General features: G+C 56.5%; 24 protein-coding genes and 1 tRNA gene. 13 read left to right on the top strand and 12 right to left on the bottom strand.

Annotated elements, in window-relative coordinates:
• The first annotated feature begins 35 nt into the window (after positions 1-35).
• The 3 genes from SB719_RS00625 to ompC all read left to right on the top strand — a co-directional run bounded on the left by SB719_RS00625 (position 36) and on the right by ompC (position 4852).
• Positions 36-2168, top strand: a complete 2133-nt coding sequence (locus SB719_RS00625; RefSeq protein ID WP_314686164.1) for a type I secretion system permease/ATPase — start codon at positions 36-38, stop codon at positions 2166-2168.
• Entirely contained in the window at positions 2155-3300 is a 1146-nt protein-coding gene (locus SB719_RS00630; RefSeq protein WP_065648852.1) for an HlyD family efflux transporter periplasmic adaptor subunit, read from the top strand. Before SB719_RS00625 ends, SB719_RS00630 begins: the two co-directional genes overlap by 14 nt.
• A gap of 448 nt (positions 3301-3748) precedes the next feature.
• The gene (ompC, locus tag SB719_RS00635) at positions 3749-4852 is read left to right on the top strand and encodes a porin OmpC (protein ID WP_292976342.1); all 1104 of its coding nucleotides are present in this window, start codon (positions 3749-3751) and stop codon (positions 4850-4852) included.
• Positions 4853-4956: 104 nt separating this feature from the next.
• Here the strand turns inward: ompC and SB719_RS00640 are convergent, their stop codons facing one another.
• The gene (locus tag SB719_RS00640) at positions 4957-5118 is read right to left on the bottom strand and encodes a hypothetical protein (protein WP_167350667.1); all 162 of its coding nucleotides are present in this window, start codon (positions 5116-5118) and stop codon (positions 4957-4959) included.
• A 399-nt stretch (positions 5119-5517) separates the two neighbouring features.
• On the opposite strand from SB719_RS00640, the gene apbE reads away from it, so the two are divergent.
• From apbE to SB719_RS00655, 3 genes are all read left to right on the top strand, one after another.
• On the top strand, positions 5518-6549 hold the full coding sequence (apbE, locus tag SB719_RS00645; RefSeq protein ID WP_304233269.1) for an FAD:protein FMN transferase ApbE: 1032 nt from the start codon (positions 5518-5520) through the stop codon (positions 6547-6549).
• A 12-nt stretch (positions 6550-6561) separates the two neighbouring features.
• Entirely contained in the window at positions 6562-7203 is a 642-nt protein-coding gene (gene alkB, locus SB719_RS00650; RefSeq protein WP_314686178.1) for a DNA oxidative demethylase AlkB, read from the top strand.
• Positions 7204-7290: 87 nt separating this feature from the next.
• Complete coding sequence (locus SB719_RS00655) at positions 7291-8943, top strand: multidrug ABC transporter permease/ATP-binding protein (protein WP_065648856.1); 1653 nt, start codon at positions 7291-7293, stop codon at positions 8941-8943.
• A 70-nt stretch (positions 8944-9013) separates the two neighbouring features.
• Here the strand turns inward: SB719_RS00655 and SB719_RS00660 are convergent, their stop codons facing one another.
• From SB719_RS00660 to SB719_RS00675, 4 genes are all read right to left on the bottom strand, one after another.
• On the bottom strand, positions 9014-9217 hold the full coding sequence (locus SB719_RS00660; RefSeq protein WP_065648857.1) for a hypothetical protein: 204 nt from the start codon (positions 9215-9217) through the stop codon (positions 9014-9016).
• A 227-nt stretch (positions 9218-9444) separates the two neighbouring features.
• Positions 9445-9521 (bottom strand) — tRNA-Pro (locus SB719_RS00665).
• A 72-nt stretch (positions 9522-9593) separates the two neighbouring features.
• Positions 9594-11345 (bottom strand): LPS biosynthesis-modulating metalloenzyme YejM, encoded by a 1752-nt coding sequence (yejM, locus tag SB719_RS00670; RefSeq protein WP_314686182.1) that lies wholly within the window; start codon positions 11343-11345, stop codon positions 9594-9596.
• Positions 11346-11367: 22 nt separating this feature from the next.
• Positions 11368-11595, bottom strand: a complete 228-nt coding sequence (locus SB719_RS00675) for a YejL family protein (RefSeq protein ID WP_065648859.1) — start codon at positions 11593-11595, stop codon at positions 11368-11370.
• A 158-nt stretch (positions 11596-11753) separates the two neighbouring features.
• Here SB719_RS00675 and yejK point away from each other — a divergent pair, with 158 nt between their 5' ends.
• Entirely contained in the window at positions 11754-12758 is a 1005-nt protein-coding gene (gene yejK, locus SB719_RS00680; RefSeq protein ID WP_304233255.1) for a nucleoid-associated protein YejK, read from the top strand.
• A 56-nt stretch (positions 12759-12814) separates the two neighbouring features.
• Here the strand turns inward: yejK and rplY are convergent, their stop codons facing one another.
• Positions 12815-13099: a 50S ribosomal protein L25 gene (gene rplY / locus SB719_RS00685; RefSeq protein WP_065650440.1), complete on the bottom strand. Its 285-nt coding sequence runs from the start codon at positions 13097-13099 to the stop codon at positions 12815-12817.
• Positions 13100-13229: 130 nt separating this feature from the next.
• Entirely contained in the window at positions 13230-14984 is a 1755-nt protein-coding gene (locus tag SB719_RS00690; RefSeq protein ID WP_304233252.1) for a DEAD/DEAH box helicase, read from the bottom strand.
• A gap of 191 nt (positions 14985-15175) precedes the next feature.
• On the opposite strand from SB719_RS00690, the gene rsuA reads away from it, so the two are divergent.
• The 3 genes from rsuA (at position 15176) to SB719_RS00705 (ending at position 17886) form a co-directional block, all read left to right on the top strand.
• Positions 15176-15898 (top strand): 16S rRNA pseudouridine(516) synthase RsuA, encoded by a 723-nt coding sequence (rsuA, locus tag SB719_RS00695; protein ID WP_314686189.1) that lies wholly within the window; start codon positions 15176-15178, stop codon positions 15896-15898.
• An 11-nt stretch (positions 15899-15909) separates the two neighbouring features.
• Entirely contained in the window at positions 15910-17103 is a 1194-nt protein-coding gene (locus SB719_RS00700; RefSeq protein ID WP_065648862.1) for a Bcr/CflA family multidrug efflux MFS transporter, read from the top strand.
• A 456-nt stretch (positions 17104-17559) separates the two neighbouring features.
• Positions 17560-17886: a hypothetical protein gene (locus tag SB719_RS00705; RefSeq protein ID WP_065648863.1), complete on the top strand. Its 327-nt coding sequence runs from the start codon at positions 17560-17562 to the stop codon at positions 17884-17886.
• Positions 17887-17901: 15 nt separating this feature from the next.
• On the opposite strand, the gene SB719_RS00710 is transcribed toward SB719_RS00705, so the two are convergent.
• From SB719_RS00710 to yeiP, 5 genes are all read right to left on the bottom strand, one after another.
• Positions 17902-19494: a cyclic di-GMP phosphodiesterase gene (locus tag SB719_RS00710; protein ID WP_412158756.1), complete on the bottom strand. Its 1593-nt coding sequence runs from the start codon at positions 19492-19494 to the stop codon at positions 17902-17904.
• Between the two features lie 210 nt (positions 19495-19704).
• Entirely contained in the window at positions 19705-20280 is a 576-nt protein-coding gene (gene mepS / locus SB719_RS00715; protein WP_065648865.1) for a bifunctional murein DD-endopeptidase/murein LD-carboxypeptidase, read from the bottom strand.
• 515 nt (positions 20281-20795) lie between these two features.
• The gene (locus tag SB719_RS00720; RefSeq protein ID WP_304233245.1) at positions 20796-21503 is read right to left on the bottom strand and encodes a phosphatase PAP2 family protein; all 708 of its coding nucleotides are present in this window, start codon (positions 21501-21503) and stop codon (positions 20796-20798) included.
• A 46-nt stretch (positions 21504-21549) separates the two neighbouring features.
• On the bottom strand, positions 21550-22524 hold the full coding sequence (locus SB719_RS00725) for a CobW family GTP-binding protein (RefSeq protein WP_065648867.1): 975 nt from the start codon (positions 22522-22524) through the stop codon (positions 21550-21552).
• A 120-nt stretch (positions 22525-22644) separates the two neighbouring features.
• A complete protein-coding gene (gene yeiP / locus SB719_RS00730) occupies positions 22645-23217 on the bottom strand; it encodes an elongation factor P-like protein YeiP (RefSeq protein ID WP_065648868.1) in 573 nt (190 codons plus the stop codon).
• A 150-nt stretch (positions 23218-23367) separates the two neighbouring features.
• Between yeiP and SB719_RS00735 the strand changes: the two genes are divergently transcribed.
• The 3 genes from SB719_RS00735 (at position 23368) to fruK (ending at position 25962) form a co-directional block, all read left to right on the top strand.
• Entirely contained in the window at positions 23368-23622 is a 255-nt protein-coding gene (locus SB719_RS00735; protein WP_304233237.1) for a YkgJ family cysteine cluster protein, read from the top strand.
• Between the two features lie 274 nt (positions 23623-23896).
• Positions 23897-25027: a fused PTS fructose transporter subunit IIA/HPr protein gene (fruB, locus tag SB719_RS00740; RefSeq protein WP_065648870.1), complete on the top strand. Its 1131-nt coding sequence runs from the start codon at positions 23897-23899 to the stop codon at positions 25025-25027.
• The gene (gene fruK / locus SB719_RS00745) at positions 25024-25962 is read left to right on the top strand and encodes a 1-phosphofructokinase (protein WP_065648871.1); all 939 of its coding nucleotides are present in this window, start codon (positions 25024-25026) and stop codon (positions 25960-25962) included. Before fruB ends, fruK begins: the two co-directional genes overlap by 4 nt.
• Positions 25963-25965: the final 3 nt, after the last annotated feature.

The following is a 25965-nucleotide window of genomic DNA, read 5'->3' on the forward strand; positions in this document are numbered from 1 at the left end:
GCAGGCCATCATTTTTTTTATAAGGCGACTCAGGGATGCGTTCACCCTCGCATACACGCGACGAAGCGATTGCTGCGCTGGACCGGGCTGCGGCCGTGCTGGGGATCGCCACCGATCGCCGCCGCCTGCAGCTTCAGTGGCTGGCAGCAGCATCGCCGCAGGCGCAGCTGACCGACCTGGCGCAGCGCATGGGGCTGGTGCTGCAATTTGTCAGCGCACGCAAACTGCGCTGGCGTCAGGCCGTGATGCCGCTGCTGCTGCGCCTGAATGACGGCACGCTGGCGCTGGCAGAGTCGGCAGATGAGGAGGGCAGGGTGCAGTACTGGCTGAGTGCGGGCGGCGACGGTGTGCGCTCAGCCCCGCTGAGCGACCTGCTGGCACAGGCGCAGCCGGAAGTGGGCGTGATTACGCTGGCGGCCCGCGCACGGGATGTGCGGATGGATACGTTTGTGCGTCCCTGGCAGCCACACTGGTTCTGGCAGCATTTTCGGCCCATGAAACGGCGTCTGGCTGAAATCAGTCTCGCCTCGCTGGTCAGCAATCTGCTGGCGCTGGCGGGCATCCTGTTCTCAATGCAGGTGTACGACAGGGTCATACCGGCCCGCTCCCAACCCACGCTATGGGTGCTGTTCAGCGGGGTGCTGCTTGCTGCGTTGATGGAATATCTGATTCGGCTGGCGCGTACCCGGGTTGCTGACGGGATGGGCAAGCGGATCGATCTGGCCCTCTCGGCGCAGCTTTTTGCCCGTGCGCTGCGCATTCGCAACGAGGCGCGGCCGCGCTCAACCGGCGCTTTTATTGCGCAGCTGCGTGAGGTCGAGCAGGTACGCGAGTTACTGACGTCTACCACGGTCAGCGCTGCGGCAGATATCCCCTTTGTCGTGCTGTTTCTGTTTATTTTGTCAGCGATTGGCGGCTGGCTGGTGCTGGTGCCGCTGCTGGCGATCCCGCTGATTGTGATCCCGGGTTTGCTGGTACAGATCCCGATGGCGCGGCTGGCGAAGCAGGGCCAGCGTGAAAGTGCTCTGCGGCAGGCGCTGCTGGTAGAGACGCTGGAGGGGGTGGAGGATATCAAGGCGCTGCAGGCGGAGGCCTGGTTCCAGCGGCAGTGGGAACAGACGCATGAGGTCAGTGCGACGCTCGCCAGTCAGCAGCGGCTGTGGGGCGCGCGCCTCACCGGCTGGGCGGGCAGCGTGCAGCAGCTGACCTATGCGGGAATGCTGGTTGCCGGGGTGTATCTGATCCTGAACAACCAGATCACTACCGGTACGCTGGTGGCCAGCAGCCTGCTCTCCGCGCGTACGCTCGCTCCCCTGATGCAGCTGACGCTGGTATTTTCGCGCTGGCAGCATGCGCGCAGCGCCATGACCGGACTCAACGAGCTGCTTAAAAAGCCGGTTGACCAGCCACAGAACGGCATGCCGGCTTATGCGCCGGTGCTCAGCGGACACTATCAGCTGCAGCAGGTACGCTATCACTATGATGAAAACAGCCTGCGGACAATTGCTATCGATAGCCTGACAATCCGCCCCGGCGAGCGTATAGCGATTCTCGGCGGGGTGGGGGCAGGGAAATCGACCCTGCTGAAAATCCTGGCGGGGCAGGCGATGCCCGTCAGCGGGCGCATTATGATTGACGGCGTCAGCATGCAGCAGCTCGATCCGGCAGATTTGCGGCGGCAGCTCGGCTGGCTGTCGCAGGAGGCGCGCCTGTTTTTCGGCACCCTGCGGCAGAACCTGCTGCTTGGTAACCCGCACGCCACCGAGCAGGAGATGCTGCAGGCGCTGCGCATAAGCGGGGCGTTATCGCTGCTGCAGCAGGATGCCGCCGCGCTTGATCGTCTCATTCATGAAGGCGGACGCGGGCTCTCTGGCGGTCAGCGGCAGATGATTCTGCTCAGCAGGATGCTATTGCGTCAGCCGCAGATTGTACTGCTGGATGAGCCTACGGCGGCGCTGGATGAACCTCTGGAGGCGCAGGTGATCCGTCAGCTGGCGCAGTGGCTGCCGGGGCGTACACTGGTGCTGGTCACGCATCGTCCGGCGCTGCTGGGGCTGGTTGATCGGATTATCGTCATGAAGAACGGCGAAATCGTGGCTGATGGCCCGCGCGATGCCATTCTGCAGCGCAGTACTCCGCAGCCGGAGGTGGCAGATGAACACGGATAACGAGGCGGCGGCGTCGCGCATTATCTGGCTCTGCGCGCTTACGCTGCTGCTGCTGCTGATCTGGGCGCACGTGGCCGTGCTGGATGAGGTCACAACAGGCAGCGGCAAAGTTACGCCCTCCAGCCGGGCACAGATTATCAACAATCTGGATGGCGGGATCCTCAAACAGCTCAGCGTGCGCGAGGGCGATATTGTTCGTAAGGGCGAGCTGCTGGCCACGCTCGATCCCGCCCGCTACCAGTCCAGCTATGGCGAAGCCAGCGCCAGAGTACGCACACTGCGGGCAACGGCAGAGCGGCTGGATGCCGAGCTCAGCGATCGACCCCTGCAGTTCAGCACGGATATTCGCCGCTACCCGCAGCTGGTTGCGCGTGAAAGCCAGCTCTATCAGTCGCGCCGGCAAAATCTGGCGATAACGCTGCAGAATCTTCAGCAGTCGCTGACGCTGGTACAGGCAGAACTCAACCTGACTGAGCCGCTGGTGGCCCGCGGCGCGGCGGGGAAAGTCGAAGCGATCCGGCTGCGGCGCCAGGTCAGCGATCTGCAGGGAAAAATCGATGAGGTGCGCAACGATTACGCGGTGCGGACGCACGAAGAACAGGTCAAAAACAGCGCAGAGCTGGATGCGCAGCTGCAGGTTGCCGCAGGCAGAGAAGATCAGCTGACGCGTACTGCACTGCTTTCGCCGGTTTATGGCATCGTTAAAGCGATAGCGATTACCACGCCGGGCGGTGTGGTCGAGCCAGGCGGCAAACTGATGGAGATCGTCCCGCTGGAAGATCGGCTGCTGATCGAGACGCGCGTTGCGCCACGGGATATCGCCTGGATCCGTGCCGGATTGCCTGCAACGGTAAAAATCACTGCGTATGATACCGCTATTTATGGCGATCTGCCGGGCATCGTTGAGAGCGTATCACCGGATACGCTGGAGGGGAGCGACCCGCGCGAGCCACCCTATTTTCGGGTCTATGTGCGAACGCAGACGGCAACGCTGACCACCCGGCGCGGACAGCACTTTCCTGTGCTGCCGGGTATGCTGGCAGATGTAGAGATAAAAACCGGGCAAAAATCGGTGCTGGATTATCTGCTTAAGCCACTGAATAAAGCGACTGAAGCGCTGCGTGAGCGCTGATTGCGTTATTATACTGGCGGGAAAACAGAGCAGATAAAAAAATGCCGGACAAATATGTCCGGCGGGAATCAGGGTAAAACACTCATTCGGGGTGAATGAAGATAATAATAAAATAAATGATGATAGCGTTGATAATTGTAGAGGCTGACGGCAACAAAGTTTTATCATTCAGTGCGGCATTAAATTAACGCATTGTGTTGAGTTAAAAGGAATTTAATTACGTTTGTTTATTTGTGCTTTATTTTTTATCAATGCGTGCTGATTATTAGTTCCACGATATTTACATGTGGCAATAAATTTGTAATCAACTGAAACACTTTCGGAAATTTAGTATCATTTTCCTGATAGATTATTGCCCACTATAAAACAACAATGAATTGCCGGCTGAATTTTTAACATTCAGTTTGCAGTGGCATAACTATAAAGGCACATAACCGAGGGTAAATAAATGAATCGTCGCGTTCTCTCCCTGATGATCCCGGCACTGCTGGTGGCGGGTTCAGCAAGCGCAGCCGAGATCTATAATAAAGATGGCAACAAACTCGACCTCTACGGCAAAGTAGATGGTCTGCACTACTTCTCTGACAACGATGGCTCAGACGGTGACCAGTCTTACCTGCGCTTTGGTTTTAAAGGTGAAACTCAGGTGACCGATCAGCTGACGGGTTACGGTCAGTGGGAATACCAGGCCGCGCTGAACACGGCTGAGAGCGAAGGCACCAAAGACAGCTATACCCGCGTCGGCTTTGCCGGTCTGCGTTTTGGTGACGCTGGCTCTTTCGATTACGGCCGCAACTACGGCATTGCGTATGATATTGGCGCATGGACTGACGTCCTGCCGGAGTTTGGTGGCGATACTTATGGCGCGGACAACTTTATGTTCCAGCGCGGTAACGGTATGGCAACTTACCGTAATAATAATTTCTTTGGTCTGGTGGATGGCTGGAACGTTGCCGTTCAGTACCAGGGCAAAAATGACAACCCGACTGAATCCGCCTCTGGCCGTGATGTTCTGGGTGAAAACGGTGACGGCTGGGGCCTGAGCACCACCTATGATTTAGGTAATGGTCTGGCACTGGGCGGTGCGATGTTCCAGTCCGATCGCACCAATAACCAGAATGCTGCAGGTGTACTGGGTCAGGGTGATAAAGCGGAAGCTTATACCGGCGGCCTGAAATATGACGCAAACAATATTTATCTGGCTGCGATGTATACCCGCTCTTACAACGCAACGCGTTTTGGTTCAGTGGATTCTGACGCTTTCGGTTATGCCAACAAAGCGGACAACTGGGAAGTGGTTGCGCAGTATCAGTTTGACTTCGGCCTGCGTCCGTCACTGGCTTACGTCAATTCACGCGGTAAAGATATTGAAGGTTATGGCAGCCAGAACCTGAAAAAATATATCGACGTGGGCGCGACCTATTACTTCAATAAAAACATGTCGACCTATGTGGATTATCAGATCAATCTGCTGGATGATAACACCTTTACCAACAATGCCGGTATCAATACCGATGACATTGTGGCGCTGGGTCTGGTTTACCAGTTCTGAGTATCTGGCGCGCCGCCCTGCGGGCTGCGCGCCACCTTTCCTGCTTTATTCTGTGATATCCGCATTTATCCGCAGGCCGGCATTAAGCGGGCTCAGCATCTGATCTACTGTACGCCACGCCAGCGCCGGGCTTTTGCCGCCGGACGCGGTGCAGTCTGCGCCGCCGCAGCGGGCTGACCTCCCTCCAGCGCAATACCTGCCAGGGTAAAAGCAGAAAAGCTCAGCCACCGCTGCCACTTTTCACTCTGCGTTTTCGACATTGCCATACTGCACCTCGCTGAGAATAAACCTGCTCTCAACAATGCAGCATTTATGCCATGCTGCCGCTCTCAGCGTCACACGCCTCAAACGGGGTTTGTTACACTGCGCCAGCCCTGAAGTAGTGCAGAGTGGATAATAATAGTGCAGGGCTTAACGTCGCCGTGCGCTGTAGCTTTCCAGTGAACGCTGACGCGCGTGCTGCCAGCTGCGATAACTGCCGTACAGGAACAGCGCGGCGGAGAGGGCGGCGATTAATACATACATCATCTGTGCTCCTTAAAGGGATTGTGCCTGGTGTTAAAGCCTGCAGCATGATCGGCGTTAATTCAATGAGATTTAGCGTAAATTACCCGCAGCTTATGCTTTGTAATACGCTGTATTTCTGTGTAACAGACGAGGAAAAGATGTATTTCCGGAATATTTTGCTGACGACTCTGGTGGTGGCGGGGCTGACGGCCTGCGACCGCACTCCGCAACGTGAGCCGCTGGTTCTGCAGGGCAACACCATGGGCACCGTCTGGCGGGTCACGCTTGCCGGTGTCGACCCGCAGCGTAAAGGCGCGCTGCAGCAGGCCATCCAGCAGCAGCTTGATCGCGATGACGGTGAACTCTCTACCTGGAAAAGCACTTCAGTGTTGTCGCGCTTTAATCAGTACCAGGGTACAGCGCCGCAGCCCGTCAGTGCAGATATGGCGGACATTGTGACTCTCTCACTGCGCATTGGTGCCAAAACCGCGGGTGCCATGGATATCACGGCAGGCAGGCTGGTGAACTTATGGGGTTTCGGGCCTGCCGGGCAACCGGCGCATCAGCCTGATGAGGCAGCAATCGCGGCGGCCAAAGCTGAAACCGGCCTCTCGCATCTGCGGGTGATCCAGAGCGTAAGCGGGCAGTGGCTGCAGAAAGATCTGCCGGGCCTTTATGTGGATCTCTCCACTATGGGGGAGGGCTATGCCACCGATCACCTGGCGCGACTGATGGAACAGCAGGGAATAACCGACTATCTGGTATCGGTCGGCGGGGCTGTACTCAGTCGCGGCCGCAATGCCAGCCAGCAGCCGTGGCGGGTGGCTATTCAGAAACCCACCGATCGCGAAAACGCGGTTGAGGCGCGCGTTGACCTGCAGGGGCACGGCATCAGCACCTCCGGCAGCTATCGCAACTATTATGAACTGGATGGCAAACGCATTTCGCACGTCATCGATCCCGCAACCGGGCGGCCCATTCAGCATAAGCTGGTTTCTGCGACGGTGATTGCCACAACGGCGCTGGAAGCGGATGGCTGGGATACCGGACTGATGGTGCTGGGCACCGAACGCGCAAAAGCGCTGGCGCTGAAAGAGCATCTGGCTGTTTATCTGATCACCAAAGAGGGTGACGGCTTCAGCCACTGGATGTCCCCCCGGTTCAGGGCATTTCTTATCGATAAATCGTAACCGGAGGCAATAATGCTGGATCTGTTTAGCGATGAAGCGCCGTGGCAGGAGCCGCTGGCGGAGGGGGCGGTCATTCTGCGCCGCCGCGCCTGTGCTGATGCACCCGCGCTACTGGCAGCAATTGAAACGATTGCGGCGCAGCATCCGTTCACGCACCGTATTACGCCAGGGGGCTACCGTATGTCCGTGGCGATGACCAACTGCGGTGATGTGGGATGGTTCAGTGACGCGCGCGGCTACCGCTACAGTGAACAGGATGTCAGCAATGGCCAGCGCTGGCCTGCGATGCCGCCGCTGTTTCGTGAGCTGGCGCAGCAGTGTGCGCAGGAGGCGGGTTTCAGTCACTTTACGCCGGATGCCTGCCTGATCAACCGCTATGCGCCAGGTGCAAAAATGTCGCTGCATCAGGACAAAGATGAGCGCGATTTGCATCAGCCGATCGTCTCTGTTTCGCTGGGGCTGCCGGCGGTCTTTCAGTTTGGCGGGTTTGCGCGCGGTGACGCCACGCAGCGCGTGCTGCTGGAGCATGGCGATATTGTGGTATGGGGTGGCCCGTCGCGGCTGCGCTATCACGGTATTCTGCCGCTCAAACCCGGTGTACATCCTGAGGCGGGTGCCGTTCGCTATAATCTGACCTTTCGCCGGGCACACTGATGCAACAGGGAATGAGAATTATTCTTGCTATCATCTGAGGGGGCATTAAACTGCAGGCAGCATTTTTTTGACCTTTGGAACAGAGTGATGGCATTGCTTCAGGTGGTTTTTCGTCAGTATCGCTGGCCGTTTACCGGCGTGCTCCTTCTTACGCTGCTGAGTGCCGCACTCGGAATAGGCCTCATCGCCTATATCAACAATGAGCTGATTGTGGCGATCAACAGTGACGCAACGGTGCTGCCGGCGTTTCTCGGTCAGCTGTTTCTGCTGATGGCGGTCACGCTCGCTTCACAGCTGGCGCTGACGCAGCTGGGACACCATTTTGTCTGGCGGCTGCGGGGCGAATTTATCAAGCGTATCCTCGATACCAGCGTTGAGCGCATTGAACAGCTGGGCAGCGCTCAGCTGCTGGCGGGGCTGACCAGCGATGTGCGTGCCATTACCATCGCGTTTGTCCGGCTGCCGGAGCTGATTCAGGGCATTATTATCACCCTGGGTTCGGCGCTTTATCTCGCGTGGCTCTCCCCGGAAATGCTGCTGGTGACCATGCTGTGGCTGACCATCACGCTGGTGGGCGGCTGGCTGCTGGTTTCGCGCGTCTATCAGCATATGGCAAAGCTGCGTGATATCGAAGACGATCTCTATCGTGATTTCCAGACCATTATCGAAGGGCGTAAAGAGCTGCAGCTTAACCGCGATCGGGCGCGACTGATTTATGACACGGTTTATCAGGAGAATGCGGGCCGCTATCGCCACCATATTGTGCGCGCCGACACCTTCCATCTCAGCGCCGTTAACTGGTCTAACATCATGATGCTGGGCGGCATCGGTATTGTGTTTTTTATGGCAAACGGTCTTGGCTGGGCGAACACCGCCGTGGCGGCAACCTATTCACTGACGCTGCTGTTTCTGCGCACGCCGCTGCTCTCTGCCGTGGGGGCGCTGCCAACGCTGCTCAGCGCTCAGGTGGCGTTTCGCAAACTCAACCGTTTCGACCTGGCACCTTATGAGCCTGCCTTCAGCGTCCCGTCGCCAGTCAGCACGTGGCAAACGCTGGAGCTGCGCGACGTCTGTTTCCATTATGGCGAACAGGGATTTGCGGTGGGCCCGGTCAACCTGACGCTGCGGCGTGGCGAGCTGCTGTTTCTTATTGGCGGTAACGGCAGCGGTAAATCCACGCTGGCGATGCTGCTGACCGGCCTCTATCAGCCGCACGCTGGCAGCCTGCTGCTGGATGGTAAAGAGATAAGCAGTAAGCAACCCGATCTGTGGCGGCAGCACTTTTCAGCGGTATTTACCGATGTGCATCTGTTTGACCGTCTGATTGGCCACGGCGGTGAGCCGGCCGATCCGGCCCTGGTTCAGCGCTGGCTGGAGCGGCTAAAAATGAGCGAGAAACTGCAGCTTGATGGCAACCGGGTGCTGAATCTGCAGCTGTCGAAAGGGCAGAGCAAGCGCCTGGCGCTGCTGCTGGCCGCCGCGGAAGAGCGGGATATTCTGCTGCTGGACGAATGGGCGGCCGACCAGGATCCGCATTTCCGCCGAATCTTTTACCGCGAGCTGCTGCCCTGGCTGCAGGCGTCAGGTAAAACGGTGTTTGCCATCAGTCATGACGATCACTACTTTACTCACGCCGATCGGCTGCTGGAGATGCGCAACGGGCAGCTGGTGGAACTCAGCGGCCGCGAGCGCGATATGGCCACGCTTGATGCAGTTGAGCGAACGGATACCGGTCGTTAACGTAACGCTAATACATCAGTCATAACCGGCCATTGAGCCGGTTACAGGCGGCTGGCGGAACGCGGCAGCGTCAGTGATTGGGCGGGATGGCAAAGCTTTTCAGCTGTACAACAAAATGCTGATGGCCGCGGGTAATACGGGCACCGCGATCGCACCAGTGCGTTGCCAGACGAAAGAAGTCGTCGCTGCCGATGTCATAGGCCAGTTCTACTTTGCTGATGCCTGAATACAGAAGGTCTTCTGCATCCTGCAGGCTTTTTGCTTTGATGACCATAATCGATTCCCGTCAAATAAAAGAGAGCATCAGAGTAGGGGATGTTCATGACACTTTTGTTGCGTTTTGATGAAAGCACACCATGACAGGCGCAAAATGTGATCGCGCTCAGTTGCAGGGGCAACTGGCTGAAAAATGAGAGTTTGAGAAAAAAGGGTACGTATCGATAGTGCGCCGGACAGGCAATAAAAAAGCAGCCATGAAGGCTGCTTTTTTACGGGATAATTTGGTCGGCACGAGAGGATTTGAACCTCCGACCCCTGACACCCCATGACAGTGCGCTACCAGGCTGCGCTACGTGCCGAACGTGGAAAACCATACTACTGATTCCCCAGACGATTGCAAGATGCGCCAGCGTTAACTGCCTCATATTTAATCAGTTTGCCGTAAAGCGCTTCTCTTCCGTCAGCACCTGCAGCAGCAGCGCCAGCTGCGGCTTATGATCTTTCAGCTCGCGACCGCTGGCATCCCATGCGGTATAGCTGCCGCTGTTATTCAGCATCAGCGTTACCGATGGCGTGGTGATCACCAGTTTGCCATCTTCACTGCTGGCTACCCAGTTATGGCTGCGCTGAGCGGCAAACAGATCTTCACCCTGCGAATAGCTGACCGGGCTGGTGCGCACGTGCAGCAGACGCTGCATCAGCGTTGCCATCACATCCTGCTGATCGGTCAGGCGATCGATCGTCTGTGCAGGCGTGTTGGGCCAGTGCACCACCAGCGGAATCTGCAGCATCGCACGGTTGCCCGGGTTATCGCTGTTATTAAAGGTTACCGCACGCTGAGCGGTGATCACCACCACCGTATTTTTCAGCAGGTCGCGCTGCTGCAACGTGGTCAGTACTGCAGCAATCTGCTCATCCACGCTGCCCGCCTGGCGCATATAGCTGCGCTGACGCGCTTTCGTGCTGTCGCCGCTGGCCGTTATACCGTTCAGCGCTACCCAGGAAAACCAGGGAGAGCGGCTGCTTTTCTGACCATTGAGCCAGTTTTGCCACTGTGAGACCGTCTGGCTGTTAGGCTGCGACGCCGCTTCCGGCAGCGTATAGTCCGCCAGCAGCGCCTGACGGTAGAGCGGCTGATTAAACCCATCGGAGGAGAACAGGCCAAACTGGTAGCCCTGTGCGTTCAGTGCGTTCAGCAGCGCCGACGGAATGCGCGATGCCAGCACGCCATCCATATAGCTGGAAGAGATGCCGTAAAACAGGCCAAACACGCCTTTTTCCGGCTGTACGCCGGCGCTGTAGTGCCGGGTAAAACGGACATTCTCTGCAGCAAACTGCTTCAGCGATGGCAGCGCGCTGTCCATAGTGGCGTTATTTACGCCATCAATGGTCAGCACCAGCAGATTGTGACCCGTTCCGCCATCACGGAAGGTAATATCACTTAGCGGATACTGCACCGACAGCGCTTCAGGATTGCCCTGCTGCACCAGACGGCGCTGATACTCCTGCGCATCCAGCAGACCGTGACGCTCCAGAAAGCGGCGTGCCGTCATGGGATAAGAGAGCGGCAGATTGGCGCGCTGCATGGTGACAGGGCGGTAGAAATTCGCATCGGCCCAGATGTAGAGCAGATGACTGGCAAAAAAGGCGCTGATAAACAGCGCAGCGAGCGGCTTGCCAAATGAGCGCCGGTTAAGACTGCGCAGTTTTTGCCAGCTCCAGGTGGCAAACAGCATCTCCACCAGAAAAATGCCCGGCACGCTGATAAACATCAGCTGCCAGTCACGCGCCATCTCGCTTTGATCGGGGTTAACCACCAGCTCCCAGACCACCGGATTAAGGTGGAGGTGAAAGCGGTTGAACACGGCGCCGTCGACCATGATCAGCGTCAGCCCGGCGGTGGCAACGATCGCGGAGAGTACCCGCAGCAGACGCTGCGACATCACCACAAAGGTAAGCGGGAAGATGATCAGCAGATAGGCGGCAAAAACGATAAAGCTGAAATGCCCCATCCAGCTGGTAAAAGCGTAAATCCGGCCCGCCAGTGAGGAGGGCCAGTCAGCGACCAACAGGTAGCGGCTGCCGAGAGCCAGCGCAAACAGGATATTAAACAGCGCGAACCAGTGCCCCCAGCTAATCATCTGGGAGACTTTTTCACGGTAGCGCTGCCGGTTGGTTACCATATATAGGGATCAGATCTGCAAATTAATGAGCGTTATCATCGCGCACGGAAGACTGCAACGCTTCCGCAAATGACCGGGCCAGGCTGCGGCGCTGGGCTGGTGCGATATCGGAGTTGATCAAATTGGTGACCATGTTTCCCAGAACCATCAGGGAAAGATCGAGAGGCGCTTTGTCTTTTTCAAGAACCTGCGCCAGCTGTGCGAGAAGCTGCTCAACGCGCTCGTCGCTATAACGGGATGATTGTGGCATATCGTCGACTAATCAAGTGTGAAAAGCCGGTATAGTACCGTAACCATGTGCTTTTTTCCGCACTTTTATCGCAGGCAGAGCGATCAGTTTGTGCGCGCAGTTGAAAGCGGCAGCGGGCGGTGATTGAATACGCCCCTGAGTTTAAAGGAGAGTCTATCATGAGTCTGGATATTGACCAGATTGCCCTGCATCAGTTAATCAAACGCGACGAGAACCAGCTGGAGCTGGTACTGCGCGATACGCTGCTGCCGGTTACGCAGGCGGTAAGCAGCATGGCTGAAGAGCTGCATCGCGTTTACAGTGCTAAAAGCAAAGCCTATGGTCTGTTCAATGAAGACAGCGAACTGGCCGACGCGCTGCGCAACTGCCGTCGCGGGCAGGATAACTTCCTGGCATTCAGCCGTGCTGCCACCGGCCGTCTCCGCGATGAGCTGAGTAAATACCCGTTTGCTGACGGTGGCGTGGTGCTGTTTATGCACTACCGCTATCTGGCGGTAGAGTATCTGCTGGTTGCGGTGCTGAACAGTCAGTCCAGCATGCGCGTTAATGAACAGCTGGATATCAGCAGTACGCACTATCTTGACATCAATCACGCCGATATTGTGGCGCGCATCGATCTTACCGAGTGGGAAACCAACCCGGAATCAACGCGCTATCTTACTTTTCTGCGGGGACGCGTCGGACGCAAGGTTGCTGACTTCTTTATGGATTTTCTCGGCGCCAGCGTGGGCCTCGACACTAAGGCGCAGAACCGCGGCCTGCTGCAGGCGGTCGATGATTACTGCGCTGAGTCAAATCTGGATAAGAACGAGCGGCAGAACTATCGTCAGCAGGTTTACAGCTACTGTAACGAACAGCTGCAGGCGGGTGAGGAGATTGCGCTGGACGATCTCTCACAGGAGTTACCACCTCTGGGTGAGAAAAGCTTTCAGGCGTTTACGCAGGAGCAGGGCTATGAGCTGGAGGAGCACTTTCCGGCTGACCGCAGCACGCTGCGCCAGCTGACTAAATTTTCCGGCAGCGGTGGCGGGTTAACGCTGAATTTTGATGCGCTGCTGCTTGGCGAGCGTATCTTCTGGGATCCGGCAACCGATACCCTGACCATTAAAGGCACACCGCCTAATTTGCGCGATCAGCTGCAGCGTCGCACCGGCGGGAAGTAAATCACCGGCATAAAAAAACGCCGCAAAAGCGGCGTTTTTCCCGATGTCGTCTGCGATTACGCGCGAACGAAGTCGATGTGGTGCAGTTTTGGCTTGAACGGGTGACGCTGAACAGCCTGAACTTTAACCTTCGTTTCTTTACCGTCAACAACCAGCGTCAGCACATCGGTGTAGAACTCAGGCTTAACCTGCATGTTCATCACGGAGTCGTGATCCAGTTCGATAGAAACTGCAGCTTCATTTCCGCCATAGATGATAGCCGGGAACTTGTTAGCTGTGCGCAGGCGGCGGCTCGCACCCTTACCCTGCTCTTTACGTACTTCTGCGTTGATAGTGAACATCATTATTTCTCTTCAATAATTCCTGCTACAGGCGACCCAGCAACAGGACGGTTATTCAAACGCTTGTGCGGATGCAAAAGCGGGCGGGATTATAGCCGGATCGGGGCAGGGGGGCAAATGATTCTGCCATCTAGCGCAGCTCATTGGCGCGGCGGAAGCGCCCCTGGTAATCAAACACTTTCTCCCGCACCTGCCAGAACTGTCCCCGGGCACGCGCTACCACGAAGTCAGGATGACGCAGCAGCGGCTGCAGCGCGACCACATCGGCCGCCTGCTGCCAGCCCAGCTCCACGCCGGGCGCGCGCTGATGCGGCCGCATAAACAGCTGCTCAAACGCCTTCCGCTGTGCGGGTGTCTGCAGCCGGAAGCGTTCGCTGACGTCGCTGCCATCCTCATCGTAATAGGTGGCTTTCAGCCATTCTCCCTTGTCATCACGGCCATGCGCCAGCGTCATACCGCTGCAGCGCAGCACCCGCGCATCTTTCAGCTTCAGCGCCGCTTTCAGCATGTCATCGGGGTCGACTAATATATTGTCGCACTGCTGGCAGCGCCGTGCGGCGATATCATTTTCAGCGCCGCAGTCAGGGCAGCTTTTAAAGCGAAAGCGAAAATCGCACTGCTCACGTCCGCCTTCATCATCCTCCAGAATGCCCTGGCAGCGGCGGCCAAAATGTTCAATCACCTGTCCGTCTTCAGTGGCTTTGCCCCAGAAGGTATTAGCAAACCCGCAGGCGGGGCAGAACACCTGCACCGGTTGATTGTCACTGGCGCCTTTTGGCGCACCCACTTCCGGCGTAAAGAGATCGTGCGGATTACCGGCGTAGTCGAGGATCAGGCAGTCGCGTTTATCCGGCGCCAGGCGCAGTCCGCGTCCGACTATCTGCTGATAGAGGCTGACGGATTCAGTCGGGCGCAGAATCGCGATGAGATCCACGTGTGGTGCATCAAAACCGGTGGTCAGAACCGCCACGTTAACCAGAAACTTCAGCTGCTGCGCTTTAAACTGCTGAATCAGCCGGTCGCGCTCTTTAACCGCGGTTTCGGCCGATACCAGAGCACTGTTCTCCGGCAGCAATGATAATATCTCACGCGCGTGTTCAACCGTGGCGGCGAAAATCATTACGCCGCGCCGATCGTCGGCAAACTCAACGATCTGGCGGATAATCTGTGGCGTGACGCGCTGCTGCTGTTTCAGTTCACGGTTGAGATCGGCTTCGCTGAACAGGCCGCTGTTTTGCGGCACCAGCCGGCTGAAATCGTACTGTACCACCGGCATATCAAGACGTTCCGGCGGCACCAGAAAACCGTGTTTGATCATATAGCGCAACGGCAACTCGTAGATGCAGTCGCGAAACAGCGCTTTTTCATCGCCGCGTACCATGCCGTGATAGTGGAACTGATAGATCCAGCCTTTACCCAGCCGGAACGGCGTCGCGGTCAGCCCCAGCAGGCGCAGCTGCGGATTATGCTGGCGCAGGTGGCTGAACAGCTGCTGATACTGGCTTTCCTCATTGTCGCTGATACGATGACACTCATCGACAATCACCAGTGAAAATGCGCTGTCGAAGCGATCAAGATTACGCGCCACGGACTGTACGCTGCCAAAGACCACTTTGCCGTCGCTCTGCCTGCGCTGCAGGCCGGCCGCAAAAATATCCGCCTCCAGCCCGTAAGCCTGATACTTGCTGTGGTTCTGCTCGACCAGCTCTTTGACGTGCGCCAGCACCAGCACCCGGCCACGCGCCAGCCGCGCCAGTTCAGCAATCACCAGGCTTTTACCGGCACCGGTGGGCAGCACAATCATTGCCGGCGTGGTATGGCGCCGGAAGTGTGCGACGGTTGCATCAACCGCTTCCTGTTGATAGGGACGAAGTGTAAAGGCCATCAGCATAAACTTTTTTCTGGATCAGAGGCATATTATGCCATGTAAGCGGATGAAACGCAGGATCGGCACTATTAGCAGGCAAAGCTTCAGGCTATACTGCCCGCACTTTTTTAACGGTTAACCCGGCGGACGTATTCCGTGCACAGGCACCGTTTCAGTTTTTCCCCCGCAGTAACAGGCAAAGCGAATTCATGCGACTCGACAAATTCATATCTCAGCAACTGGAAGTTAGCCGTGCTATCGCTGGCCGCGAAATTCGCGCCAGAAAGATCACCATCAATGGCGAAATTGTGCGCGATACCTCGTACAAAGTGATGCCGGAAGATGATATTGCCTATGATGGCAACCCGCTGGTGGTTCAGCAGGGACCGCGCTACTTTATGCTGAACAAGCCGCAGGGCTATGTCTGCTCTACAGACGATCCCGATCATCCCACTATCCTCTATTTTATTGAGGAGCCGTCAGCTTATAAGCTGCACGCCGCCGGGCGACTCGATATTGATACCACCGGTCTGGTGCTGCTGACGGATGATGGTCAGTGGTCGCATCGCATCACCTCGCCGCGTCATCATTTAGAGAAAACCTATCTGGTAGAGGTGGAAGCGCCACTCGATCCGGCGCTGGTGGAGACATTTGCTGCCGGTATCCAGCTGCACAATGAGAAGACGCTGACCAGGCCTGCCCGGCTGGAGATCCTCGATGAGAAAGCAGCGCGACTGACGATCGGCGAAGGCCGTTATCACCAGGTGAAGCGCATGTTTGCCGCGATGGGAAATCATGTGGTTGCGCTCCATCGTGAGAGCATCGGCACGATTGTACTGGATGAGGTGCTGGAAGAGGGTGAATATCGCGCACTGACCCCGGAAGAGATTGACAGCATCGGGCTGCCAGACGAACTGAAACAGCACAAATAACGGAGTAAAGGGTGCGCAAGGAGAAAAACTCCCCGGCGGGATTAGTGGTGATTCTGGGATTGCTGGCGATGCTGATGCCGCTCTCCATTGATATGTATCTGCCCGCTATGCCGCAGATTGCCCGCGAGTTTGCCGTGTCCGCGGGCAGCGTGCAGATGACGCTGAATCTCTACATTCTGGGATTTGCTATCGGGCAGCTGGTGTATGGTCCGCTGGCCGACAGCTATGGCCGCAAGCCGGTCATTGTGCTGGGCACGCTGATTTTCGCCTGTGCCGCCGCCGCCTGCGCACTCTCCGGCTCTATTGATCAGCTGATCCTGATGCGCTTTCTGCATGGTCTCTCTGCTGCTGCTGCCAGCGTGGTTATTAACGCCCTGATGCGCGACAGTTATTCAAAAGAGGACTTTTCGCGCATGATGTCGTTTGTGCTGCTGATCACGACCATCGCACCGCTGGTGGCACCGGTGCTGGGTGGGTGGCTGCTGCTTATCTGGAGCTGGCACGCAATCTTCTGGGCGCTGGCGATTGCCGCGCTGATCACCACCGTGCTGGTGGTGACACAGGTGCGGGAGACGCTGAAGCCGGAACAGCGTCAGCGCTTTCATCTGCGTACCATGCTGGGCAATTTTGTAGCGCTGGTACGCCATAAGCGGGTGTTCGGCTATATGCTGGCCAGCGGCTTCTCGTTTGCCGGTTTATTTGCGTTTCTCAACGCCGGTCCCTTTGTTTATATCGAAGTCAATCACGTCTCGCCGCAGGATTTTGGCTACTATTTCGGCCTGAATATCATCTTTCTTTTTGTGATGACGCTGATTAACAGCCGTGCGGTGCGCCGTTTTGGCCCGCTGAAGATGTTTCGCCTGGGACTGACCATTCAGTTTGCCATGGGCCTCTGGCTGCTGATTGTCAGCGCGCTGCAGCTCGGCTTTCTGCCGCTGGTGCTGGGCGTAGCGATGTTTATCGGCTGTGTTTCTATCGTCTCCTCTAACGCCATGGCAATTGTACTCGATGAGTTTCCGCACATGGCGGGAACCGCCTCGTCGCTGGCAGGCACGCTGCGCTTTGGCGTTGGCGGCCTGGTGGGTGCGCTGCTGTCGCTGGTCAGCATGAACAGCGCATGGCCAATGGTGGCAACAATTGCACTGTGCGCCACTCTTTCCCTGATCCTGTTTAGTTACGCTGCCCGCCCGCGCAAAACCACTTAATCCCTCAGGGGCCGCATAAATGCGGCGCCCCATACCGCCCAGGGCCGCATAAATGCGGCCCCTACATTTATGTGGTGCTCTATCCCCTGTAGGGGCCGCATTTATGCGGCCCTGGCGTATTTATGCGATCCTGGCGTATTTCCCCTCCTCAGGCAAAAAAAGAGAACGCGGCTCGCGAATCGCCAGCTATTCGTTATGCTTAATGTTTCCATGATGTGAAAATTTTTAGACAAAAAAGTAACGCTAATGCGTATAAACTGGTTGTCTGTATCTGACGATCGCGGTAAACATAGGCCTGACTGCGAGAACGCTCGCAAATAACGCTTTTTTTCGATGGTTTTGTATTTAAAACGCGAAGGTCATCACTGACATCCGTTTTTTGATTTGAGGTGGGATTTCCGGCTATGAGCATGCGGGCTCTGGCGGGAAACAGGATCAATATCTTTGGGGAACCCTATGCTGCAACTCTCTGTTGTGCATCGTCTGCCACAGCTTTATCGCTGGTCTGCAGATCAGATAGGCGAGATTGAACTGCTGGAAACCACCAGCGGCATTAATGATGAAGATCTGGTTGCGCTGAGACTGCTGAGCCATGAAGGGTCGCTGGCGCTGGATATTCTGCATCAGCTGCGCGAAACGCTGGCGCAAATCCAGGTAGAGTGCAAAATCGCCCGTTGTGAAGGGCATCCCTGTCTGCTGATCCAGCGGATTAACGAAAGTGCCGCCAGCTGCTGCCTGAAAAATCAGGGCGTGGCGATTGCAGAAGATTTCACCGGCCGCTGACAGCCGTGCTTCAGCTTAGCCGGTAAGCGTATTTATATCGCCATACCCGAAATGCGGAAAGTTTTGATAGTAGCTGACTAACTTTTCCGGCCGCAGCGGCCTGCTGAACAGATATCCCTGCAGGTGCGTCACGCCACGGCTGACCAGCCAGCTGGCCTGCTCGCGGGTCTCCACGCCCTCAGCCACCGTTTTCAGATTGAGCTTCTTAGCCAGCAGCAGCACTGCGTCCAGTACCGGAGAGGTCAGCGTCTCCGTGCCGATACTCTGAACAAATCCCCGATCGATTTTCAGATAGTCAAAAGGATACTTTTCCAGATAGATTAGGGCGCTATGTCCGGTTCCGAAATCATCAATGGCAATGCTGAACTGGTTAGCATGCAGCCAGGCAAACACCTCTCCGGCATTCGTTTCTCTCACCATAGTGCGTTCAGTGATCTCAAACACATAGCTGAAGTGATCTGCCGGCATTCCGGCCAGCCATGTCCGCACGTCGTGACGGAAACTGTCGGCTGCCAGATGCAGAGGTGAGAGGTTAAGGCTCAGACGCGTGCCGCGCGGCAGCTGCTGGCTAAGGGTGTGCGCGTCGCGCGCCACCAGGTGAAACAGATGCCGGGTCAGCGGAATAATCAGGTTTTGCGCTTCGGCATAGCTGATAAATACATCGGGCGGGATGGCGCCTTCGATGGGATGTGCCCAGCGCAGCAGGGCTTCCACGCCATAAGGTTGTTCGTTATGCGCCGTAATTAACGGCTGGTATTCGACATAGAACTGCCCGCGCCTGATGGCCAGCATAATCTCGCGCGCCGGGCGCTGGCGGCGGTTAAGCAGCACGCCGGTCAGGCAGCCGATCATCAGCGCAAACAGCACGCCCGTCAGCAGCGTCATTTGATAGTCGCGCATTGCCAGCGTGCTGCCATAAAGAACAAAACGAATATCACTCTGAGGCAGCGCAAGGGTAGCCAGTTCGGCTGGCAGGTCGCGGCGCGGAATAGTGTGGCTGACGTCACTCTTCAGCGCATCATTGCCAATAACCAGCGCCATGCCGGTGATTTCAGGGTAATAAGAGGCGAGCAGCTGATAGGGCGCAAGGGAGAGGTTAATCGTTGTCATAATGCCGCTCTCTGCGCTGCCGGGATATTTGAGCCACAGCGCCAGCGCCGGGCGCGACGGCAGCAGCGGGGTGCCCGGCAGCAGCCGTAAATCGCGATCGCTTTCCAGGTCGGTGGCGGGTGAAATCTCACTGGCAGGCAGTCTGAAGGCGCCGGTGGCCGATGAGCAATAGGCGAGGCCGTCCCGCACCAGCAGAATCGCGCGGATATTATCTGCAAAGGCAGCACGCGAGGTGAGCTCACGGCTGACGCTGTTGCAATCCAGCAGCGTATACTGCTGTAGCGGACGCAGCGTATCGGTCAGCACTGACAGCATCTGCTGCAGGTCGTCCACGCTGTGTTGCAGCAGCAGCTCATGCTGCTGCTGGCGTTTATGCCAGGTCAGCGACAGCAGGATGCTGATGAAAAGAATAAACGAAACCATACCTGCCAGCGCACTCTTCCGGAACAGACGGCGCGTATGCGTAGCGTGCGGTTTCAGCGTCCGCGACAGAGGCATGGTGTCAATGTTCCTGATATTGCCATGTAAGTAAAACCGTATACGGCTGCACTGGATAGGCAGTGAGAATATAACGAGGATGCAAAGAAAGTCTTGTTATATTTCTGATTACCAACCGGATTTTAGCGGGGTGTTTATCCGCAATAAAAAAACGCTGCCGGGGCAGCGTTTCTGTTTTCTCTGGCTGAGAGAATCATCGGAGAAAAGGGCTCAGCTTGGATTTTTAGCCAGAACCCGTCGTGCTTCGCGGTAGCGTGTCTTCCAGTAGCTGTCATTAAGATTTGAAATCATTACGCCGCTGCTGGTAGAGGCATGAACAAAATTATCATTGCCCAGATAAATGCCAACGTGTCGTCCGGTAGAGCCGGCACGGAACAGCACTAAATCACCCGGACGCAGTTTACCGCGTGAAATCCCTTTGCCCGTGTCCTGCTGCTCATACGTTGAGCGGGGCAGCTCCAGACCAAACTGGTCGCGAAAGGTGCGCTGAACAAAAGCAGAACAGTCGATGCCACGTTTGGTATCACCGCCTAAGCGATAGCGGACACCTTTCCAGTCGCTGTACTGTTCCATGATGCGGGACTTGATGTCCACATTCTGCACCATTTGTTCAAATTCGTCCTGAGACGCCTGAAGTAAAAAACCATTGTGGTTGTTAACTTCATGATTCTCGTTTTTCGCATTCTGGCCGTTATGGCTGCTACTACATGCTGATAAAAGTGTGGCTAATACTACCGCGGGAATAATCCGCCTGAGGTATCTCAGAATTGGTTGAGACTTGACCATTATACGTGTGTTCCTTCGATGTCCTTACGACAGAATGTCGCCAGCCAGATGACAAAACGGGTTGAGATTAATAAGTACCGCGGTCTAAGACAAATCCTTAATTACTAAAATGTGTTAATGGACACATTTTTCGCTCGGTTTGCCACCACATTTTATGCTGCACCAGGGTAATCGAGCTTGAGGTTAACTGATTACAGACCGCGTGGCGAGTGGTTTTATATAAATTTCTATAGGTTTTTTTGATGTAAATTAAAACATTCACTGAACGGCTACTTTATCACCAGGTGGGCGTAATTAATGCGCAAATAAGCCGCCGCTTAAGCGGGCAATTCCGGCGTTAATGCTGATTTTCAGCGGGTTCTGACTGGACAGGGGATAACAAGAGAAAATGTTAAGGCTTGTTTGCCATCATGTTTTCTTTTGATGGCAAACTGTTAGGTCGCTAATAGTTTTTTAAAGCATTAAATAAGCGCAGGCGGGTCACTTTTTGCTCTCCGGTTACCTGCGCTAAACAATTACGCGCGTGGCTTATATTTGCCAGGCAGCGTGCGATATAGCCACGTCACCAGTTTGTCGCTGGCGGGCGTTAATAGCCACCAGCTTAAACCAGCTAATATTACCGACAGCGAACCCACGGCAATATCGGTAAACCAGTGGGCACCGGCCATTATGCGCGGCAGAGCAAACAGCACCACAATCAGCACGCCGGTTAAAAATGCCCGGAAGCCAAAATAGCGCCACATAAAGCAGGCAAAAATAATCAGCATCATGCCGTGGTCGCCAGGAAAGCTATCGCGCGAGGCATCTTTTGCGGGAATGCCGGTGAGTTCGCTGACGCGATGAACATTATCAAAAAACAGCGTCGGGCTGGCGTGTTTCACCGGCAGCAGATGGCCCAGCTGATTTAATACAACGGCCGTCAGCAGCATGGTGATCCCGATAGCCAGCATGCGCCGGCGTCCTTCCGGCGTTTCGCGTCGCCAGAACGCGAGGTAAAGCAGCCCCATCGCCAGCAGGGAAACCGCATCAAACCCGCGATAGTTGGTTATCGCTACCAGCACGGCAAACGCGTGGTGATCGACCATCAGATCGTTAAAGCTGAAAAAGATCCCTTTATCGACAGCGAACCAGAAACCGTGATTAGCGGGCAGGTACCAGGAGAGAAACAGCATCACACCCAGTGCATTCAGCAGCAGGATAGTGACAAGACGTGTTGCGCGCATAAAAAGTGACACCCAAAAAGTAAAATAACAGGCAAACCTAGCGCAATTAATTTAAACGAATCTTCAACAGCGAGGTCTGCAGCGCATTCCAGTCGGCTGGCTGATGATGGATCAGTTCAATACGGCTATCAGGCGGGGTAACCGGGCGGGTTTCAATAAACAGATCGTCACCCTGTCGGTTCACGTTCACCAGACCATCCGGCGTACGCAGCACGCCTTTTACCCGATCAACCGGCGCATGTCGCGCCCACTCCAGCAGCGGAATGGTATCAAACTGTGTCTCTTCATCGAAAATCCAGCCGCAGGAAGCATAGCCCTGACCTTCGTTTAACGCACGCCGCCAGCGCGCCTGGCCTTCGAGTTTCAGCGCCGCCAGACCCTGCTGGCGCGAGCTGTGGGGATGGTGGACCGCGTCAGGAAGCGGGCGATCAATCTGTGCCGGCTGTGTCAGCAGGGCCGGGTCGATTTTACCCCATGCGGTTTCTGTCAGCAGGCGGTCACCCAGGTTATCCCGCTGCCAGTCCGCCAGACGCTGGCGATCTTCCGGCTGCCACCGATCGCTTTTACTGGCGACAATAATGTCAGCGGCAGCGAGCTGATCGCGAAAATTTTCGTTTGCGGCCACGCGCGCATCGGCAAGCTGGCGTGGATCGAGCAGGGTCAGCGTCGCATCCACTGTTATCCACGGCTGATACACCGCAGCGCGAAGCATGCTAAGTAACTGTTTGGGATGGCCGAGGCCGGTAGGTTCGATGATCAGACGATCGGGCTTTGTCTGCTTCAGCAGCATATTGAGTCCGACCTGCAGCGGCAGGCCGTTAACGCAGCACATGCAGCCGCCGGGTATCTCTTTTAGCGCCGCGCCGCGGTTGGCCAGCAGGGCACCATCAATGCCCACCTCGCCAAACTCATTGACCAGAATCGCCCATTTCTCATTGGCCGGTTTATGGGCGAGCAGATGCAGCAGCGTGGTGGTTTTGCCGCTGCCGAGAAAGCCGGTAATGAGGTTGACGCGCGTCATAGTTTCTCCCTGTGGCCTGCTGCATCTGGCAGGCGGTGAACTGAGCGCGCGGCCGGCAACGCGGACCGCGCCCGATAGTGTTATAGTATAACAACCTGACGGGCGCGGACAACGCGGCGATCAGTCGGCGCGACTCATATAGCGTCGTTCAGCCACATGAATGCGAATACGATCGCCATTGCTGAGGTATTCAGGTACCTGTACCGAGAGGCCGGTACTCATCACTGCGGGTTTCGTGCGCGCGCTGGCGGATGCGCCTTTGATGCCCGGCGTCGTATCAGCAATCACCATATCCACCGTTTGCGGTAGCTCCAGCGCCAGTACCTGACCCTCCATTGTCAGCACCTGCATGCCGGGGATCCCGCCTTCCGGAATAAACAGCAGCTCCTCGGCAATCTGCTCCTGCTTAAAGTTATAGGGCGTGTAATCCTCATCATCCATAAACACATATTCATCGCCATCGATATAAGAAAAGGTTACCGGCCGACGGCTCAGCTGAATGGCATCGATAATATCGTCGCCTTTGAATCGCTCTTCGACCTTGAGGCCGGTACGGACATCGGTAAACCGCATTTTATAGAGCGTTGCCGCCCCGCGTGCGCTGGGACTTTGCACATCAATATCCTTCACCAGCAACAGCTTGCCGTTCCAGGTAACGGCCATTCCTTTTTTGATTTCGTTTGCCTTAGGCATGATGTTCTTCACTCAGAAAAGAGAGGTGCGCGTCACGTTACGCGCGCGATCGAAAACAGGCAAGTGAGGCCTGGTAAAATTGTTATCCGCGCATAGCTTTCAGGGGGCAGGGCTGCTATTGTCGCCGCGAAATCTCTGCCGGAGCGCCTCATGTTATGCCGCGACCAGTGCGGTGCCTGCTGCACCGCGCCCTCAATTTCTTCGCCTATTCCGGGTATGCCTCACGGCAAGCCTGCCAATACGCCCTGCGTTCAGCTGGATGCGCAGCAGCGCTGCCAGCTGTTTGGTTCGCCACTGCGTCCGGCCGTCTGCGCAGGCCTGCAGCCTGGACCGGAAATGTGCGGCCGTAGCCGGGAAGAGGCGATGACCTATCTGCTGCAGCTTGAAGCAGAGACGGCACCCTGACATGCTGTAAGTCTGCTGAAAATCTGCCCAACCGGCTGCCTTCACCTTCAGCACATTCATCAGCTGTAGCGTGCGAAAAATCTTAATTTCCCGATGAAGTGTGCGTAGCGTCAAAGATCTGTTCTTTGGTTTACACATTTTCTTGCCTCAAAGGTCCGCCTGTACCATATTCCCTGAAACGTTTCAGCGTTGTAGTTGCGGCTAAGTGGCTGTGATGCAGCGTGTTTTTTCGCCATTAAGCTGAAACGATTCAATTCAGCAAGCGAGGAGAGATATGTTCCAGCTCGAAGTTCAGGCCATCCATACCGGCGCCACGGCACAGACAAAAGAAGACGCTATTCGTCAGGTTGCTGCCGCGCTGACTGCAGCAGGCAATGTTGCTGAAGGCTATGTCAGCGGCATGCTGGCTCGCGAACAGCAGACCAGTACCTTTCTCGGCAACGGCATTGCTATTCCACACGGCACTACCGACACCCGTGACCTGGTGCTGAAAACCGGCGTGCAGGTTTATCAGTTTCCACAGGGCGTAGAGTGGGGCGAAGGGCAGATCGCCTATGTCGCTATCGGCATCGCCGCTAAATCAGATGAGCATCTGGCGCTGCTGCGTCAGCTGACGCATGTGTTAAGCGACGACAGCGTGGCAGAGCAGCTGAAATCGGCTTCCGCCGAAGATCTGCGCGCGCTGCTGATGGGTGAGAAGCAGGGAGCTGAATTTACCTTTGATACCTCGCTGATTGCGGTGGATGTGGCGGCGAACGATCTGATCACGCTGCAGGCGCTGAATGCCGGTCGTCTGCAGGCTGCCGGTGCAGTTGACGCGGCATTTATCACAGAGGTTATCTCCCGCACACCGCTGAGTCTGGGCCAGGGGATCTGGCTGAACGACAGCGCGCAGGGCAACCTGGGCAGCGCAGTCGCGGTAAGCCGCCCGGCAGCACCGTTTGACTGGCAGGGCGAACGCGTGGCGCTGCTGCTGACGGTTGCCGCTGTGGATGAGCGTCCGCTGGAGGTGCTGGGCTACCTGAGCAATCTGCTGCAGAACAATAAAGCTGAACGCCTGCTGAAAGCGGACGCAGCCGGTGTACTGGCGCTGCTCACCAGCGAAGTGGATGAAGCGGCTGAAGTCCTGACCGCAGAGTTTACCATTCGCAATGAGCATGGCCTGCATGCGCGTCCGGGCACGGCGCTGGTCAGCGTGATCAAACAGTTTAACAGTGACGTCACCGTGACTAATCTCGACGGCAGCGGCAAGCCTGCTAACGGTCGCAGCCTGATGAAAGTGGTGGCGCTGGGCGTGAAGAAAGGCCATCGCCTGCGCTTTACCGCCAGCGGTGATGATGCGCCACAGGCGATGCAGGCAATTGAAGAAGCCATTAATTCCGGTCTGGGTGAGGGGGCAGCATGAGCCGTCGCGTCGCCACCATTACGCTGAACCCGGCTTATGACCTGGTAGGCTTTACGCCGGAAATAGAGCGCGGTGAAGTCAATCTGGTGAAAACCACCGGCCTGCATGCGGCAGGCAAAGGCATCAACGTAGCCAAAGTGCTTAAAGATCTCGGCATCGACGTCACTGTCGGTGGCTTTATGGGCCGGGAAAATCAGGACGGTTTCCAGCAGCTGTTCAGCGAGCTGGGGATAGCTAACCGCTTTCAGGTTGTGCAGGGTCGTACCCGTATTAACGTAAAGCTCACGGAAAAAGATGGCGAGGTCACTGACCTTAACTTCTCCGGGTTTGAGGTGACAGCACAGGACTGGGAGCGCTTTACCGCAGATTCTCTGACCTGGCTCGGCCAGTTCGATATGGTCTGCGTCAGCGGCAGCCTGCCGGGCGGCGTGACGCCTGAAGCGTTTACCCGCTGGATGAGCGATCTGCGTACGCTCTGCCCGTGCATTATTTTTGACAGCAGTCGCGATGCGCTGGTTGCAGGCCTGAAAGCAGCGCCGTGGCTGGTTAAACCCAACCGGCGCGAGCTGGAGATCTGGGCTAACCGCAAACTGCCTGAACTGCAGGATGTGATTAACGCGGCGCATGAGCTGCGCGAGCAGGGAATCGCGCACGTCGTGATTTCGCTCGGCGCAGAAGGCGCGCTGTGGGTCAACGCATCTGGCGAATGGCTGGCAAAACCGCCTGTCTGTGAGGTTGTCAGCACAGTGGGTGCCGGTGACTCCATGGTCGGCGGCCTGATTTACGGCCTGCTGATGCGTGAATCCAGCGAACATACGCTGCGACTCGCTACCGCTGTGGCGGCGATGGCTGTCAGTCAGAGCAACGTCGGCGTAGCCGATCGTACCCGGTTGGCCGCGATGATGGCGCGCGTCGACTTACAACCCGTTAACTAACAG

The organism is Pantoea sp. SIMBA_079 (assembly GCF_046940275.1).
GTDB lineage: Bacteria > Pseudomonadota > Gammaproteobacteria > Enterobacterales > Enterobacteriaceae > Pantoea > Pantoea borealis.

Excerpts from the sequence above, each read along its gene's own strand:
- SB719_RS00625 (WP_314686164.1), top strand. The coding sequence starts at position 36 with ATGCGTTCACCCTCGCATACACGCGACGAAGCGATTGCTGCGCTGGAC.
- SB719_RS00630 (WP_065648852.1), top strand. The coding sequence starts at position 2,155 with ATGAACACGGATAACGAGGCGGCGGCGTCGCGCATTATCTGGCTCTGC.
- ompC (WP_292976342.1), top strand. The coding sequence starts at position 3,749 with ATGAATCGTCGCGTTCTCTCCCTGATGATCCCGGCACTGCTGGTGGCG.
- SB719_RS00640 (WP_167350667.1), bottom strand. The coding sequence starts at position 5,118 with ATGGCAATGTCGAAAACGCAGAGTGAAAAGTGGCAGCGGTGGCTGAGC.
- apbE (WP_304233269.1), top strand. The coding sequence starts at position 5,518 with ATGTATTTCCGGAATATTTTGCTGACGACTCTGGTGGTGGCGGGGCTG.
- alkB (WP_314686178.1), top strand. The coding sequence starts at position 6,562 with ATGCTGGATCTGTTTAGCGATGAAGCGCCGTGGCAGGAGCCGCTGGCG.
- SB719_RS00655 (WP_065648856.1), top strand. The coding sequence starts at position 7,291 with ATGGCATTGCTTCAGGTGGTTTTTCGTCAGTATCGCTGGCCGTTTACC.
- SB719_RS00660 (WP_065648857.1), bottom strand. The coding sequence starts at position 9,217 with ATGGTCATCAAAGCAAAAAGCCTGCAGGATGCAGAAGACCTTCTGTAT.
- yejM (WP_314686182.1), bottom strand. The coding sequence starts at position 11,345 with ATGGTAACCAACCGGCAGCGCTACCGTGAAAAAGTCTCCCAGATGATT.
- SB719_RS00675 (WP_065648859.1), bottom strand. The coding sequence starts at position 11,595 with ATGCCACAATCATCCCGTTATAGCGACGAGCGCGTTGAGCAGCTTCTC.
- yejK (WP_304233255.1), top strand. The coding sequence starts at position 11,754 with ATGAGTCTGGATATTGACCAGATTGCCCTGCATCAGTTAATCAAACGC.
- rplY (WP_065650440.1), bottom strand. The coding sequence starts at position 13,099 with ATGTTCACTATCAACGCAGAAGTACGTAAAGAGCAGGGTAAGGGTGCG.
- SB719_RS00690 (WP_304233252.1), bottom strand. The coding sequence starts at position 14,984 with ATGGCCTTTACACTTCGTCCCTATCAACAGGAAGCGGTTGATGCAACC.
- rsuA (WP_314686189.1), top strand. The coding sequence starts at position 15,176 with ATGCGACTCGACAAATTCATATCTCAGCAACTGGAAGTTAGCCGTGCT.
- SB719_RS00705 (WP_065648863.1), top strand. The coding sequence starts at position 17,560 with ATGCTGCAACTCTCTGTTGTGCATCGTCTGCCACAGCTTTATCGCTGG.
- SB719_RS00710 (WP_412158756.1), bottom strand. The coding sequence starts at position 19,494 with ATGCCTCTGTCGCGGACGCTGAAACCGCACGCTACGCATACGCGCCGT.
- mepS (WP_065648865.1), bottom strand. The coding sequence starts at position 20,280 with ATGGTCAAGTCTCAACCAATTCTGAGATACCTCAGGCGGATTATTCCC.
- SB719_RS00720 (WP_304233245.1), bottom strand. The coding sequence starts at position 21,503 with ATGCGCGCAACACGTCTTGTCACTATCCTGCTGCTGAATGCACTGGGT.
- SB719_RS00725 (WP_065648867.1), bottom strand. The coding sequence starts at position 22,524 with ATGACGCGCGTCAACCTCATTACCGGCTTTCTCGGCAGCGGCAAAACC.
- yeiP (WP_065648868.1), bottom strand. The coding sequence starts at position 23,217 with ATGCCTAAGGCAAACGAAATCAAAAAAGGAATGGCCGTTACCTGGAAC.
- SB719_RS00735 (WP_304233237.1), top strand. The coding sequence starts at position 23,368 with ATGTTATGCCGCGACCAGTGCGGTGCCTGCTGCACCGCGCCCTCAATT.
- fruB (WP_065648870.1), top strand. The coding sequence starts at position 23,897 with ATGTTCCAGCTCGAAGTTCAGGCCATCCATACCGGCGCCACGGCACAG.
- fruK (WP_065648871.1), top strand. The coding sequence starts at position 25,024 with ATGAGCCGTCGCGTCGCCACCATTACGCTGAACCCGGCTTATGACCTG.